This window comes from Rhizobium sp. BK196 (assembly GCF_014193255.1).
Classification (GTDB): domain Bacteria; phylum Pseudomonadota; class Alphaproteobacteria; order Rhizobiales; family Rhizobiaceae; genus Rhizobium.
This window is the reverse complement of the sequence record NZ_JACHZB010000006.1, coordinates 176704-191954: the sequence shown is the minus strand read 5'-3', so window position 1 is coordinate 191954 and position 15251 is coordinate 176704. Positions and strand designations below refer to the sequence as shown.

At 59.2% G+C, this 15251-nt stretch carries 11 protein-coding genes; 8 read left to right on the top strand and 3 right to left on the bottom strand.

What is annotated here, in order from left to right; genetic code table 11:
* Positions 1 to 71: 71 nt before the first annotated feature.
* The 5 genes from FHT78_RS20360 to FHT78_RS20340 all read left to right on the top strand — a co-directional run bounded on the left by FHT78_RS20360 (position 72) and on the right by FHT78_RS20340 (position 4817).
* Positions 72 to 1328: an ABC transporter substrate-binding protein gene (locus tag FHT78_RS20360; protein ID WP_183748057.1), complete on the top strand. Its 1257-nt coding sequence runs from the start codon at positions 72 to 74 to the stop codon at positions 1326 to 1328.
* Positions 1329 to 1433: 105 nt separating this feature from the next.
* Positions 1434 to 2528, top strand: a complete 1095-nt coding sequence (locus FHT78_RS20355; RefSeq protein ID WP_183748055.1) for an ABC transporter ATP-binding protein — start codon at positions 1434 to 1436, stop codon at positions 2526 to 2528.
* A complete protein-coding gene (locus tag FHT78_RS20350) occupies positions 2525 to 3415 on the top strand; it encodes a sugar ABC transporter permease (protein ID WP_183748053.1) in 891 nt (296 codons plus the stop codon). Before FHT78_RS20355 ends, FHT78_RS20350 begins: the two co-directional genes overlap by 4 nt.
* 5 nt (positions 3416 to 3420) lie before the next feature.
* A complete protein-coding gene (locus FHT78_RS20345; RefSeq protein WP_183748051.1) occupies positions 3421 to 4299 on the top strand; it encodes a carbohydrate ABC transporter permease in 879 nt (292 codons plus the stop codon).
* A gap of 14 nt (positions 4300 to 4313) precedes the next feature.
* On the top strand, positions 4314 to 4817 hold the full coding sequence (locus FHT78_RS20340) for a GNAT family N-acetyltransferase (RefSeq protein WP_183748049.1): 504 nt from the start codon (positions 4314 to 4316) through the stop codon (positions 4815 to 4817).
* A gap of 101 nt (positions 4818 to 4918) precedes the next feature.
* Here the strand turns inward: FHT78_RS20340 and tkt are convergent, their stop codons facing one another.
* Positions 4919 to 6949 (bottom strand): transketolase, encoded by a 2031-nt coding sequence (gene tkt, locus FHT78_RS20335; RefSeq protein ID WP_183748047.1) that lies wholly within the window; start codon positions 6947 to 6949, stop codon positions 4919 to 4921.
* A 203-nt stretch (positions 6950 to 7152) separates the two neighbouring features.
* Complete coding sequence (locus tag FHT78_RS20330) at positions 7153 to 10188, bottom strand: glycoside hydrolase family 38 C-terminal domain-containing protein (protein ID WP_183748045.1); 3036 nt, start codon at positions 10186 to 10188, stop codon at positions 7153 to 7155.
* Positions 10189 to 10804: 616 nt separating this feature from the next.
* Here FHT78_RS20330 and FHT78_RS20325 point away from each other — a divergent pair.
* Both FHT78_RS20325 and FHT78_RS20320 read left to right on the top strand, forming a co-directional pair.
* Positions 10805 to 11140 (top strand): helix-turn-helix transcriptional regulator, encoded by a 336-nt coding sequence (locus tag FHT78_RS20325; protein ID WP_183748043.1) that lies wholly within the window; start codon positions 10805 to 10807, stop codon positions 11138 to 11140.
* Entirely contained in the window at positions 11133 to 12380 is a 1248-nt protein-coding gene (locus tag FHT78_RS20320) for a HipA domain-containing protein (protein WP_183748041.1), read from the top strand. The genes FHT78_RS20325 and FHT78_RS20320 overlap by 8 nt, the downstream gene beginning before the upstream one ends.
* 696 nt (positions 12381 to 13076) lie before the next feature.
* On the opposite strand, the gene FHT78_RS20315 is transcribed toward FHT78_RS20320, so the two are convergent.
* Positions 13077 to 13727 carry a TetR/AcrR family transcriptional regulator C-terminal domain-containing protein gene (locus tag FHT78_RS20315; RefSeq protein ID WP_183748039.1) on the bottom strand — a complete coding sequence of 217 codons (651 nt, stop codon included), beginning with the start codon at positions 13725 to 13727 and terminating at the stop codon, positions 13077 to 13079.
* 192 nt (positions 13728 to 13919) lie between these two features.
* Here FHT78_RS20315 and FHT78_RS20310 point away from each other — a divergent pair, with 192 nt between their 5' ends.
* Positions 13920 to 15146, top strand: a complete 1227-nt coding sequence (locus FHT78_RS20310; RefSeq protein ID WP_183748037.1) for a multidrug effflux MFS transporter — start codon at positions 13920 to 13922, stop codon at positions 15144 to 15146.
* Positions 15147 to 15251 lie beyond the last annotated feature (105 nt).

Here is a 15251-nt window from a genome sequence, read left to right as displayed (position 1 = left end):
TAACCAGTCCTATGGGAAGCAAGGAGTCAGAGAGCTCCGCATAATGCCGTTATCAACGAAGGGAACAATCGATGCTGAAGAAAAGCCTTGCCGCATTGGCGATATCTGCGGCCCTCTGGGGTGGCGGCGCGCATGCCGAAACCATTTCCGTGTTTTGCGCGCCGACGGAATTCGAGCTCTGCACGAACGTTGCCAATGCCTGGAAGGAAAAGACGGGCAACGAGGCCAAGATCAACAAGATGCCCGCGCTTCTGGACGACGCGATCCCGATCTATCAGCAGCTGCTCGCCGCCAAATCCAAGGATATCGATGTCCTTTTCCTCGATGTGATCTGGCTCGGCATGTTCAAGAGCAATCTGCTCGACCTCAAGACAATGATCCCGCAGGCGGACCAGGACAAGCATTTCGCCTCGACACTCAACGCGGCCAAACTCGACGGCAATCTCATTGCCATGCCTGCCTATATGGACGTCGGGCTCATGTTCTACCGCAAGGATTTGCTCGAGAAATACGGTAAGGCGGCGCCGAAAACCTGGGACGAGCTGGCTGCCACCGCCAAGGAAATTCAGGACAAGGAGCGGGCTGCAGGCTCAGCCGACATGTGGGGTTATGCCTGGCAGGCCAAGAGCTATGAGGGCCTGACCTGCGACGCAATCGAGCTTGTGGCTTCCAACGGCGGCGGCACCATCATTTCCGACGATGGAAAGGTGACCATCGACAACCCACAGGCTGCTGCAGCGCTCGAAAAAGCGAAGGGCTGGATCGGCTCGATCAGCCCCGAGGGCGTCCTCAACTATGATGAGGAGCAGTCGCGCGCCCTCTTCGAATCCGGCAACGCGGTCTTCCACCGCAATTGGCCCTATGTCTGGGGCACCTCGCATCAAAAGGGGAGCAATATCGTCGACAAGGTCGGCGTGATGCCTCTACCGGTCGGCAAGGAAGGCGAAAAGTCGAGCGGATGCCTTGGCCCCATGTATTATGGCGTCAACAAATACAGCGCCAAGCCCGAGGTCGCGGCCGACTTTGTGAACTTCATCACCGGCCCCGACATGCAGAAGATGCGTGCGCTGAAGGCGGCTCTCAATCCGTCCATTCAGGCGCTTTACAGCGATCCGGAAGTCCTTGAGAAGATACCGTTCCTCAAGGATAACCAGCAGGCCTTTGCCGACAGCGCCGTGCGTCCATCCGGCTACACTGGCACCAGCTACAACCGCGTTTCGCAGGCCTTCTACCGCTCGGTTCACGACATGCTTTCCGGTGGTGCCGAGGTCAAGTCCAGCCTGACGTCGCTGGCAGGTCGGCTTGAGAAACTGAAGGAAAGCCGCTGACGCTCTCCGGATCTCCGGCGGCGGGAACGATCTGCTGTCGGAGTCGCTGCCTCGCCACCAAACGCGGTGGCGAGGCCTCTGCCGTCTCGTATCCTCAGGTGAACAATGGCATCGGTTTCGCTCGAATCCGTTTCTAAGAATTTCGGTACGCATACTGTTATCCAGAATGTCGACCTGCAGATCATCGACGGCGAGTTTGTCGTTTTCGTCGGCCCCTCCGGTTGCGGCAAGTCAACGCTTCTTCGCATCGTCGCCGGCCTGATTTCCGCATCGAATGGCGTGGTGAGGATCGGCGGCGACGACGTGACTGATGTGCCGGCCTCTCAGAGAGGCGTAGCATTCGTCTTCCAGTCTTACGCGCTCTATCCGCATATGAACGTTGCGCGCAATATCGGCTTCGCGCTTGAGACCCTCGGCATGAACAGGGCCGCTATCAGCGAGAAAGTGCGATCGGTCGCGCGGATGCTGAAGGTCGATCATCTGCTCGAACGCCGGCCCCGCGAGTTGTCCGGCGGACAACGCCAGCGCGTGGCGATCGGCCGCGCCTTGGTGCGCCAGCCCGAAATCTTCCTCTTCGATGAGCCGCTGTCCAATCTCGACTCGGATCTGCGAATGGAGATGCGCATGGAGATCGCCAAGCTCCACGATGATCTGAAGACGACGATGATCTATGTCACCCATGACCAATCGGAAGCGATGACGCTTGCCGACCGGATCGTCGTTCTCAATCACGGGCGCATTGAGCAGGTCGGCACGCCGAAGGAACTCTACCACAGCCCCGACAACCGGTTTGTCGCAGGCTTCATCGGCAGTCCCCGCATGAACTTTCTGCCCGTGCAGGCAACATCAGCCAAAGTGACCGGACCGGGCGGCCTCGTTATCGATGCAGGCACCGAGGGCCAGAGCATCACCGAAATCGGCATACGGTCGGAGGCGATCCAGCTGGTGAACGCTGCGGACGGACGAATGACCTGCGTGCTCGAACGTATTGAGGATCTTGGCCATGAGCATTTTGCCTATTGCCGCATCAACGGCGACGTCATCTGGGTCATCCGCGTCAATGTCGAGCCGCCAAAGGAACTGATCGGCAGCGAGGTCGGCCTCAATTTCCGGGATACTGCGATCTTTGCCTTCGCCGCCGATGGAAAACGCCTCATTCTCAACCGCCAGGCCGGCGTGATCGAAGGAGCGCGGCAATGAGTGCCCGACTCGCCCGCCGCGACCATCGTGCGGCCTGGCTGTTTCTGCTGCCGGTTATCATCGTCATGCTGGTCGTCGCCCTCTGGCCGCTCGGTCGCACCTTTTTCTTCGCCTTCACCGATGCCTATCTTGACGACCCCTCCGTCTATTCAATGACGGGGATCGACAACTTCCTTGAGGTCATCAACGATCGCAGCTGGTGGATTGCCGTCAAGAATACGCTGATCTTCACGGTCATCTCGGTCGTAATCGAGACGGTTCTCGGCCTGGCGATCGCGCTCCTCGTCAACGAAGCGATTCCCGGCCGCGGGCTGGCGCGCGCCGCCATCCTCGTTCCCTGGGCAATCCCGGTCGTCGTCTCGACGAAGATCTGGGAATGGATGCTGAACGATCAGTTCGGCGTTATCAATAAGGTTCTCATCGGGCTTGGCCTCATCGATCATGGCGTTCCCTGGACGGGTAGCGGATCGTTGCTGATGGGTGTCGTGATCTTCGTCGACGTGTGGATGACGACCCCGTTCATGGTTCTGCTCATCCTGGCGGGCCTGCAACTGATATCCTCGGAGATATTCGAGGCAGCGGAGGTCGATGGTATTCCGGCATGGAAGCGTTTCTGGTCGATCACCCTGCCGATGCTGCGTCCGGCAATCGGCGTAGCGGTCCTCTTCCGCGTCCTCGATGCGCTCAGGATGTTCGACCTTGCCTATGTGATGGCGGCGAGCAACGAGAGCGTCATGACCGTCTCCATCTATGCGCGCGACCGGCTGATCAGTTTTCAGGAGCTCGGCATCGGCTCGGCGGCATCGACCTGGGTCTTCCTGCTCGTCGCGCTTGTCGCCATCATCATCATCGGGGTCCTTCGCCTCGACAGAGCCGCGGGGACCTGAGCGACATGGCCGATGCAATCATCCCGAAGACCATCCGCAAACCTGCCTCCTACTTTAGGATACGGCGCCGTGTCGTGCGAAGCCTGCAGATCCTGGCCCTTCTGCTCGTCCTGTTCTACACGCTGTTTCCCTATTATTGGGCCTTCGTTTCTTCGACGAAGCAGGGTTCGGCGCTCTATCAATCGGCGCTGATGCCGGCGTTCGACTTCACCTACTATCGCCAGTTGATCGACAATCCTGTTTTCATGGGCTCGCTTCTGAACTCCGCCTATGTCGCGGTTTCAACCACGTTCCTGTCGCTCGTCATCGGGCTCAGCGCCGCTTATGCATTGGGGCGCATCGACTTTCCGCAACGGCGTACCATTTTGATGATCGTGCTGATGATCTCGATCTTCCCGCAGGTCGTCGTTCTCTCCGGCATGTTCGAGCTGATCAACTGGATGGGCCTGTTCAATCGGCCAAGCGCGCTCGTCCTTACCTATCTCCTGTCGACCGTACCCTTCACGACCTGGATCCTGACCACCTTCATTCGCGAGTTTCCGCGGGAGCTCGAAGAGGCCGCGATCATCGACGGCTGCTCACATTTCAGAATTCTGATGAAGATCCTGTTGCCGCTCATGGGGCCTTCGCTCGCCAGCACGGGCATTCTTGCCTTCATTCTGGCTTGGAACGAGTTCCTCTTCGCGCTGACCTTCACCCTGACGGACGAGAACCGGACCGTGCCGGTCGCGATCGGCCTGATTGCAGGCAATAGCCGGTACGAATATCCGTTCGGTCAGATCATGGCCGCATCCGTTACCGTGACGCTGCCGCTGATCATCGTCGTATTGATCTTCCAGAGACGTATCGTCGCCGGCCTGACGGCAGGCGCCATCAAAGGCTGACAAAGGACTAAACCATGGACATGCTGGTAAAACTCTACGAGCTGAAGGCCGATCCTGCGCTCGATAAACGCGTCGCCGAACAGGGTATCACCATCCGGCGTGTCCTTGCGCCGGAGTTGAGCGCTCTGACGGCCTGGATCGAACCGCGCTTCGGATCCGGCTGGGTCGCGGAAGCGACGGTTGCCACCATGCGCCAGCCGCCCACTTGCTTCATCGCAATCCAGAACGACGAACTCATCGGCTTTGCCTGTCACGACGCAACCGCCAAGGGGTTTTTCGGGCCGACCGGCGTCGATACGGCCGCCCGCGGCAAAGGTGTCGGCCACGCTCTGCTGCTGACAACGCTTCTCGATATGTACGCGCAGGGTTATGCCTACGGGGTCATCGGGGGCGCCGGTCCAATGGAGTTCTACCGTCGAAGCGTCGGGGCAATCCCGATCGAAGGCTCGGACCCGGGCATCTATCAAGGCATGCTGCCGCTTGCTGAGCCGAGAGGCATTTCGGAATCGGGCCACTAAAGCGTGTCGCGATTTGTGAGATTCACGATTCTCAAATCAATAAGGCTGTGATCCCTTTGTTGCGAAGGGGCGGCGGCAAGCCGCCCGCAGCTGCCAATCATTCAGCGACCGCGAAGATCCATTGCCTCTTGCGCGGCCTTCACAACTGCGTCTGTGGTGATGCCGAACTTCTTGTAGACGCCGTCGATCTTGCCCGACGCGCCGAAGCTGTGCATACCGACGAACCGGCCGTCGAGCCCGAGATATCGGTCCCAGCTATCCTGAACGGCTGCTTCCACGGCAACACGCGCAGTCCCGTCTCCGAGAACCTCACGCTTATAGTCCGGCGCCTGCGCCTCAAACAAAAGACGGCACGGCATGGAAACAACCGCGGTCGGAACGCCTTCCGCTTGCAGCCTCGCCCTTGCCTCGACGGCCAAGTGCAATTCCGATCCGGTCGACATGATCGTCAGCTCTCGAACGCCACCTTCGGCTTCAAGCAGAACATATCCGCCCCTTGCCGACAGGTTTTCAGAGCCCTGCTGCTTTCTTAGAAGCGGCATGGGCTGGCGGGACAAGGCGATCAGTGCGGCCTGCCGCGGGGCATCGAGAATGGCCTGCCAGCATTCGGCCGTCTCGATCGGGTCGCCCGGGCGGAACACGGCAAGGCCTGGAATGGCGCGCAGCGCCGTCAGATGCTCGACCGGTTGATGGGTTGGGCCGTCCTCACCGAGACCGATCGAATCGTGGGTCATCACGAAGATCGACCGCACCGCCATCATCGCCGCCAGCCGGATTGACGGCCGGGCGTAATCGGAAAAGGTCAGGAAGGTGCCGCCATAAGGGATCAGCCCGCCATGAAGGGCGATGCCGTTGATGGCCGCCGCCATGCCGTGCTCGCGCACGCCGTAGTGGATGTAGGAGCCGTTATATTGGCCCGGCGCGATCTCCGTCATGGATTTGGCCTTCGTATTGTTCGAGGGCGTCAGGTCTGCCGATCCGCCAATGAGCTCGGGGATGGACTCGGCAAGGTGGTTGAGAACAATCCCGCTCGCCTGCCTTGTTGCCAGATCCTTTTCAGCAGACAGAAGCTCCTGTTTTGCAGCCTCGATCGCTTTGGTCCAGCCCGAAGGCAGTTCGCCCTTCATGCGGCGTTCGAAGTCCTGGCGGATATCCGCCTTTGCTGTCTGGACCCGGACTGCCCAGGCCATGCGGGCGTTGCGCCCCTTCGCGCCGATCTTTCTCCAGTCTTCCAGGAGATCAGACGGAATCTCGAAGGGAGGCGCGTTCCAGCCGAGAAGCTTGCGGGCGCCGGCGATCTCCTCTTCGCCGGGCGCATCGCTGTGGGCCTTCTGCGTACCGGCGCGGGTCGGAAAGCCGAAGCCGATAATGGTTTTGCAGGCGATCATGGATGGGCGATCGGTGACCCTTTGGGCTTCGACGACCGCGTTGCGGATCGCGTCGGTATCGTGTCCGTCGATCTCCTGCACATGCCAGTTCGAAGCTCGAAACCGCGCCGGTTGATCGTCGGACTCGGCGAGGTTTGTCGCGCCGTCGATCGATATCGAATTGTTGTCCCAGAACGCGATCAGCTTGCCGAGCTTCAAGTGCCCGGCGAGCGATATGGCCTCCTGGCTGATGCCTTCCATCAGGCATCCGTCACCAAGAAATACATAGGTGTAGTGGCTCGAAAGATTGTCACTAAACCGGGCGTTCATGATGCGCTCGGCAAGCGCAAAACCGACCGAATTGGCAATGCCCTGTCCGAGCGGCCCGGTGGTCGTCTCGATCCCCGTCGCATGGCGATATTCCGGATGACCTGCCGTCCTGCTGTCGACTTGACGAAAGTTCTTGATCTGGTCGATCGTCATATCCTGGTAGCCGGTCAGGTATAGCAGGCTGTAGAGCAGCATCGAACCGTGCCCATTGGAGATCAGAAAACGGTCACGGTCGAACCAGTAGGGGTCCTCGGCATCGAATTTCAGGAATTCGGAAAAGAGAACGACGGCAATGTCGGCCATGCCCATCGGCATGCCGGGGTGCCCGCTCTTGGCCTTCTCGACGGCGTCCATCGAGAGGAACCGAATGCAATTGGCCATGTCGCGCAGGTGCTGATCGCGGGGCGCCGGTACGGACTTCACAGATTCCGTCATGATCTTTTCCTCGGGAGGTGGTGAAAGACCAGCCCGAAGATAGTGCCCGGCGCGAGCCGGGCCACTGCACAGGTTGAAACTTTTCCCGGGATCTCTGATCCAACGACCAAATCGCTCGATCGTGCCATCCACGCTGCCTACAGCGACCCCTCTGGGCGATCGATCGCCAAGAGGTTCGGAACGTAGCGAAAGCGTTCCAAATTCTAACGCGATGAACTTCGCTGCAGCCTCCAGGTCCGAATTTCAAACGGCATGATCTCGGCAGGACCTGCACGCTCGATCGGCTCTTCGAGAATGTTCAGAGGTCCCGAAGCCTGCCAGCCCGAGGGCAAGGCCAGCGAAAGCCGGCCGCGCCGGCCTGCCGGCTCGTAAAGCCGCAGGATAAGGCCTTCCCCCTCCTCCGCCGGTTTTAGCCCCGAAAAAGCGACCGGTACACCCTCTACGCCGAGCGGCGACAGGGTGCCCGCGGCGAGGTCAGTAGCCTCGATGATGACGAGCGGCTGATTGAGATCGATCGCTTCCTGGAGGACGCCGCCCTCATGCCAGGCTCCCTCATGCGGCATCAGCGAATAGGTAAAGGTCTGCTCGCCTTCGTCGGCAAGCGGATCGGGATAGATCGGCGAACGCACGAGGCTCATCCCGATGATGTTGCCACGCGCGCTGTGCCCGTATTTGGCGTTGTTGAGCAGAGCGACACCAAAGCCCGGTTCGCTGAGATCGACAAACCTGTGTGCCGCGGCCTCGAACATCGCCTGCTCCCAGGAGGTGTTTGTATGTGTCCGCCGCTCGACAACGCCGTAGGCGCATTCGAAGGTGGCGGTACGCGAGCGCACAGCAACGGGATTCAACGTCCTCAGCAGAGTACGCCGGTCATGCCAATCGATCGTCGTCTCGATATCGAGCCTGCGAGCGTTGGCCGTCAGCACATAAAGCTGAGTGACCGTCGAATTCCGGTATCGATAGACAACGCGGATCGCGGCACGATGTGGCCCCTGTTCGACGACGGCAATACTTTCCGGCGCCTCAAGGCGGACAGCCTTTTCGGCATAGTCGGCGTCGACATCCCAGGCATCCCAGTTGCGCGGTTTATCTGCCGGATAGACCCAGAGTTGGTTTGCTGAACCCTCAAGAGCTTCCCTGCCCGTTGCCTTGTGAATAAGGCTGGAAACCGCGCCGTCCTTACCGATGACGACGGACAGATGTTCGTTTTCGAGACTCTGCGCACCGGCCTTCAGCATGCCGGCAGGCTTGACGGCCTTGCGATCGAAGACAGCGATAGAAAGAGGGGGCACGGGATCGGCAGATGAGATGACCGTTCCATCAGAAAGCTTTGCCGTGAGTGGCCGCGGCGCAAGCGATGGGTTGACGACAACCAGCGCATCCGTCACGCCGCCCGCCGGAAGATGAGCCGATAGGGTCTTCAGAGCCTTGGCCTGTTCCGCCTTGGCATTGCCGATGACGCCGTCGAGTTCCTGCTCGGCGTCGATATAGACTTCGCGGATGCTCGAGCCCGGAAGGATGTCGTGGAACTCATTCTTCAGGACAACGCGCCAATCCGCTTCCAGGCTTTGCGGTTTGGCGGCACCCAAGAGATGCGCAAGCGAAGCGATCGTCTCTGCCGTAATCAGTGCCCGCTCGGCCTGGCGGTGCTTGCGCTTGACGCCGCTTTGAGAGGTCAGCGTCGCGCGGTGCAGTTCGAGATAGATTTCGCCATCCCAGACCGGAAGCTCCTTTTGTGCTGCAGTCTGGTGGGCCTTTTCGTAAAAGCCCTTCACCGTGCCCCAACGGGCTTTGGGGATCGCCGGGAAATCGCGCAGTTGCACCTCGCGTTCAACCATTTCCGGCGTCACGCCGCCACCGCCGTCGCCATAGCCGACTGCCAAGAGCGACGTGTCGTGCTGCGCCTTGCCGCGGAAGTTCTTCCAGGTTGGCACGATGCAGTCCGGCTGCACAAAACCATTGTAGCCCTGCATCGGATTGTCGAAAGTATGGGTCAGCACCTTGCTACCATCCAGGCCCTTCCACCAGAAGAGGTCGGATGGGATGTGATTGGTTTCGCTCCAGTTGACCTTGATCGTGAAGAAACTGTCGATCCCGCCAAGCTTCAAAATCTGCGGCAAGGCACCCGAAAAGCCGAAGCAGTCCGGCAGCCAGCAGACGGTGTGGCGCGAACCGAAGTGTTTCTCGAAATAGCGCTGTCCGTAAAGCACCTGCCGCGCCAGACTTTCACCGGTCGGCATGTTGGTGTCGGGTTCGACCCACATGCCGCCGACGGTTTCCCATTTACCGTCGGCAACCTTCCTTTTGATCCGCTCGAGAAGTTCCGGATCGTCCTCTTCCATCTGCGCATAATAATGGGCCGTCGATTGATTGAAGCGGAAGTCGTCCGATCGCTCCATCAACGAAAGCGCGGTATTGAAAGTGCGGCGCATCTTTCGGCGCGTCTCGCGATAGGGCCAGAGCCAAGCAAGATCGATATGGGCGTGGCCTGTGAGCAGGATCTCGCCATTTTGCGGGAAACGCGTCTGAAGCTCCTTCAATTCCGAAATTAGCGCATCATATGCCGCACCTGCCGACGCGCTCTGCGCCTCTGTCAGTCCGGCCGGATTTGTCTGAAGTTCTGGCAACTCCCAGATTTTTTGCTGCATGACCGCATTGGACGTACGCGAAATATAAGCTGATGTGTCCGAGGGCCAATCAAGGCTGCGCAGTGCCTGTTCGGCCGCCCCGATCAGGTGCGGCACCACTTCATGGCTATCGAGTGCGCCCGCAGCTTCGCCGACCTGCCGCAACAGGAGATGCAGTTTATGGACCGGCTCGTCCAGCCAGATCAGCCGCGCCTTATTGAGCTTCGGTGCCCGGTTCGGCTCTCCAAAAGGAAAGCGCGCGACGCTCTCCGTCGCAATCGAAAATTGGCTGCCCTTGATCGGGAATTCCTGATGATATGGGTCGAGCCCGAATGTCTCGGACTGGCCGCCCGGATAGTGCAATGTAATCAAGCTCTCACCGCCGAGATCGAGCTGCAGGCGAACCTTATCGACCGGCCAGTCGTGCGGAGCCGTAACCGATGCTGCGAAATGAACCGCTCCCTCACTGTGCGGCCAATCCTGATGATGGGCGATCGGCTCGCCGTCGAAGGTCCAGCCATCGATCACCATGCTTTGCCTGTCGCGCCAGTGGGCGAGCTCGGCTGTACGGACCTTCAGGCGATCGAGGCGTTGGGCAATGGTGAGAGACATGGCGGGTCCTATCGGAAGTCGGCAACTGACGGGCGGGGAGAAAATCTGGCCGCGCAAATTGGCCGCTGCACAGTATCCCGTCTCCTCCAAGCGGGGCGCGTGGCAGCTCTTAGATTAAGTAACTTTGTTTTCACGTCAAGCGGACGACAATAAGATGCAAGAGTTTTTGTCGATGTCCCGATGTTTTCAGTTTTTGCACCGGTTACGTTCCGGATGTTCCCGGAAGTCGTTTCACGTCCACTGACGAGCGGCTGCTTCTTGCCCCTAGTGACAGCGCCGAACGCTTCATGAGATCCATTCGTTTAAAGGATTGCCACGCTCCTGCGGGTCCCCTCGTAAGCACAAGCATTGAAGGCGTAGCGAGGAACGTTTGCGATATTGTTCCTCCTCGTCCATGGGTCAGCAAGGGCATCGGGCACCGTACCGCCCGGCTCCGGCTCGCATCGCTGACGTCCGCAGATGAAACCGACGCACCATCTCCGGCGAAGCCAAGCGTCTGCACCATGTAAATTGCCGTGCTCAGGACAAAGCAATCTGATCTGAGCCTTAACTTCTCTAGTGTGATTGTAAGCTTCGTGATACCTATCAGGCAGATATGTAGCACGAAGGCGACAAAATGCCGACACCTCATAATCCTCCGGCCGCCGTGCGGCGCGCACTGCGCAAACTCGGCGCGGACATACACGACGCTCGCCGGCGTCGCCGTCTGCCTATGGCTGTTGTGGCCGAGCGCGCTTTCACCTCACGCTCAACGCTTCAAAAGATCGAAGCCGGGGACACCAATGTCAGCGTCGGCATATATGCAGGCGTCCTTCAGGCCCTCGGCTTGCTAGAGGGACTAAGCCGAGTTGCCGACATCAGTAACGACAGCGTTGGTCAGTCGCTCGCCAGTGCGGAACTCCCTAAGCACGTGCATCCGAAGCGGTCGCGGGGATCGTCGCGTAATGACTGATTTCGAAGTTCATCTCGACCTACACGGCCGCACACGTCCGATCGGGCTGGCGCGGAGTAACCGCGCGCGCGGTTCCGAGACGATCATGTTCGAGTATGACCGAGCCTGGCTTGAGGACGCCGACCGCTTCTCGCTGGAGCCGGCGCTAGCCCTGACGCGGGGCGCTTTCGCGCCACCTGCCGGTTTTGCAACCTTTGGCTCCATTGGCGACTCTGCGCCCGATACTTGGGGTCGGCGCCTGATGCAACGCTTGGAGCGGCGTACCGCCGAGCGCGATGGCCGGCCCGTTCGCACACTCGCCGAAAGTGACTATCTGCTTGGCGTCGCGGACGAGACACGGCTCGGCGCCCTCCGCTTTCGCTGGGCTGGCGGGGAGGAATTCCAAGCGCCGATCCGCACCGGCGTTCCCGCCCTCATCGAGCTCGGCCGTTTGCTGCACATCACCGAGCGCATTCTGCGCGATGAGGAAACCGACGAAGACCTCCAACTTATCTTCGCGCCTGGCTCGTCGCTTGGTGGAGCGCGGCCCAAAGCTTCTGTCATCGATCAACATGGCTATCTCTCAATCGCTAAGTTTCCCAAGGAAACCGACGATTACAGCATAGAAACATGGGAAGAGATTGCTATGCGACTGGCTGAACGAGCCGGCATAGTCACTCCCGTACACGAACTCATTGACATCGCCGGAAAGAAGGTCATGCTCTCGCGTCGCTTCGACCGCGATAGAGGTGTTCGCACACCATTCCTTTCCGCCATGGCGATGATGGGCGCAAAGGACGGTGAGCGAGGCAGCTACCCCGAGATCGTCGACGCCCTGGCCGAGCATGGCGCACAGGGAAAGACAGATGCCCAAGCGCTCTATCGCCGCGTCACCTTCAACGTGCTCATCTCCAACGTCGACGACCACCTGCGAAATCACGGCTTTCTCTGGCTCGGCAAAGCCGGCTGGTCGTTGTCCCCTGTCTATGATCTCAATCCGGTGCCGACCGACGTCAAAGCACGCGTCCTGACAACCAATATCGACCTCGATGAAAGCACCTGCTCGCTTGATCTGCTGGAGGAAGCTGCCGGATACTTCGCCCTCACGCTTGCACAGGCTCGCGCCATCATCAAGGAAGTCGCTACCTCCACTGCGACGTGGCGCGAGACCGCCAAAGCCGTCGGTGCACGGCCGGCGGAGATCAACCGCATGGCCAGTGCGTTCGAGCACGATGATTTGCGACGAGCGCTAGCCCTATGACAAGAACCTTCCTCCAACAGCAACCCAGCACATTCGCGTGACAGCCATTGGGTGAATTCCGAGATTTGGCAAAAAACGTCGATCAAAACGATGGCTTTTTTGCAGTTGAAGGGACACGAACCGCCGCGCCTGATTTTTACTTCGTCAGTGCAATCGATTGTCATCACTCCCCCCCGACGGTGGCGACCAAAGAACTCATTTGTCCAACCTGGCAGCCGTAGCAGCGTGCGACGCTTTCGTTGAGAAGGGGGTGTGAAACGTACCATGCCCATAGCAGGGCCATTGGGTTGCGGATCCCAATCTTAGCGGCCTCTGGTAAGTCAGATTTTCGTTTGAAGCTGACACACTAAGCCGTGGAAAGCGAAGGCCGCAACAAGGCAGCCAACGGCTTTCGGGACGCGTTTGGCAATCTCTGCCAGACTGTGGTTGGTGTCGAGCTCCGCATCGCAAAGTTGATGAAGACCGCGGGCAAGCCGTATGGGCTCATCGTCCCGACCATTGGGCTCGTGGTGGCAGCAGTCACGCCTGCATTACGCAGCCCCGTATGGAGCACAACCAACAGTCGGAACCGGCTACCCGCTTTTCCGCAGGATATTATGTCCCGTAACCAGGGGCTACGTCTAACGCGCAGCATGGGACGAGAAGTCTGCCTGCGAGAGCCTCGTGTTTCATATTGCAATTGCGGCGGCGATGCCATTAGCGTTTGCCGAATGCGCGCAGAAAGGTCTTCGTTGCCTCTCTTGCCATGCGGTCGACCTCTTCGTCTGGAGTTGGACGGCCGATCTGTTGGTTGATCCGCAGATCTGTTGCGAGAAGAGCCATGTACTGGCGCGCGGCAAGTGCGGGATCCTCTATGTCGAGATGGCCGGCCAGCGCGAGCTGCGCCAGGCGAGCCGCAACGGCGGGGTATTTCTTGCCCGGTCCGTATTCCTTCCAGGTCTCGAACAATTCGGGAAATCTGCTGCCTTCAGTCTCGACGAGCTTGCGTAGCCAACGGCCATTCGCATCACAAACCGCCTTGCGCAGGAGCCGCGCCGAAAATTCGGTCAGTTCCTTTTCAAGATCGATAGGTGCCACGGGAAATGTGTCCAGCACCCGAAAGAAGTCGGCGCTCGACTTCTCCGTGATCTCCCCAACCACAACCTTGAACAGGTTATCCTTGTCGCCGAGTTGATTGTACACCGTCTGACGCGACACGCCGGCCCTTGCTGCAATGGCATCGATGCTCGCCGCCGCAAACCCTTCCTCGGCAAAAACATCCGCGGCCGCGTTCAAGATCGCCTGACGTTTGCTCGTGGCTGGTGGGCTCTCTGTCTCGGAAGAAACCGCTGCGGGCGAAGTTTTCATGACACCACTATAAAGGACTTGACGAATTGGACAATGATGTCCAAAATATTTTACAGGAATGACGAGCTATGCGTTGGAGCCGTCTCCGTCTTTCCACTGTCCCAGATATAATCGCCCACTCAATCCCCGTCACATGCTTTTTGTATCAGGCTTTGCTTCGTCGGGGGATGATGTGCGGGAAAGGTTTTTTCCATGCAGAGCAAGAATATCGTTTCACCCCCCAGGGCGGCCGGTGGCGCTCACCATGCCATCGTCCTCGGCCTTCTATCCGCGGTCGGTCTCTTTGCCCTCGACATGTATCTACCCGCGTTGCCAACGATCAGCCTGGATCTTCACGCTGATAGTCACGCAGTTCAGGCAAGCCTGATCTCCTTCTTCGCCGCCATGGCCGTGTCACAGATTATCTATGGTCCACTCTCTGACATGTTTGGCCGCAAGCGGCCTCTATATGTCGGTCTTGCGCTCTACATCCTTGGCGCGATCGGCTGCGCGCTCTCCACCGACATTAGCTGGCTGGTCGCCTTCCGCTTCATTCAGGGCACCGGCGCCTGTGCCGGTGTCGTGATTGCCCGCGCCATCGTGCGCGACCTGCATACGGGGGCCGCCGCCGCGCAACTGATGTCGCGGCTTATGCTGGTCTTCAGTATCTCACCCATCCTGGCGCCGCTCGCGGGCAGCATCGTGACAGCGTTCGGGAACTGGCGACTGATCTTTTGGGTCATGGTCTTCGCCGGCGTTGTCGGTTTCGTCGCGGGCCGTTTTTTCCTTGAGGAGACTCGTCCGGCCGCCGCTCGCGATGAAAGCAGTCTCGGCGGGGCATTGAAAGCCTATGGAACACTCCTTAAGGACCCGTACTACCTCGGTCTGGTACTGATGGCTTCCTTCGGGATGTCGAGCTATATGATCTATGTTGCCAACTCTTCCTTCATACTAATCGGTCATTACCGGCTCTCTCCTTCGTTTTACAGCGTGGTCTTTTCGGTGAATGCCGTTGGCTTCATCGGCATGTCGCAGATGAACGGCTGGCTTGCCCGCCGCATTGGTTTGCGCAAGGTAATTCGCGGTGCAGTTTCCGGTTATGCGCTGACGATGGTGGCCCTTGCTGTTCTCATGACCGGTGGCATCGATCACCTCGACATAATGGCGGCCTTCCTGTTTGCTGGCTACGCTTTCCTTGGAATGATCGTGCCCAATGCAGCGGTATTGGCGCTTGAACACCATGGTCGCATCGCTGGCACAGCCTCGGCGATGATGGGGACGGTCCAGTTCATGACATCAGCGCTGGTGGTTGGCGTCAGTGGTATGTTTATGGACGGTACGGCGAGACCGATGGTGGTCGTCATCGCGATCTGCTCGGCCATCGTGTTCGTCCTTTCGGTCGCAGTGCTGAAGAGCAGGTATGCGGTTGCGGCTGAATAGATCTTGCTGCCAGGATTGCAACGGCCTGTGTCGTCAAAAAAAGCTTTAGGCCTTCCCGCAGGCGCAAGCTTCTCGACATGGTCAAGGCGACTGGGAAGTCTCGAT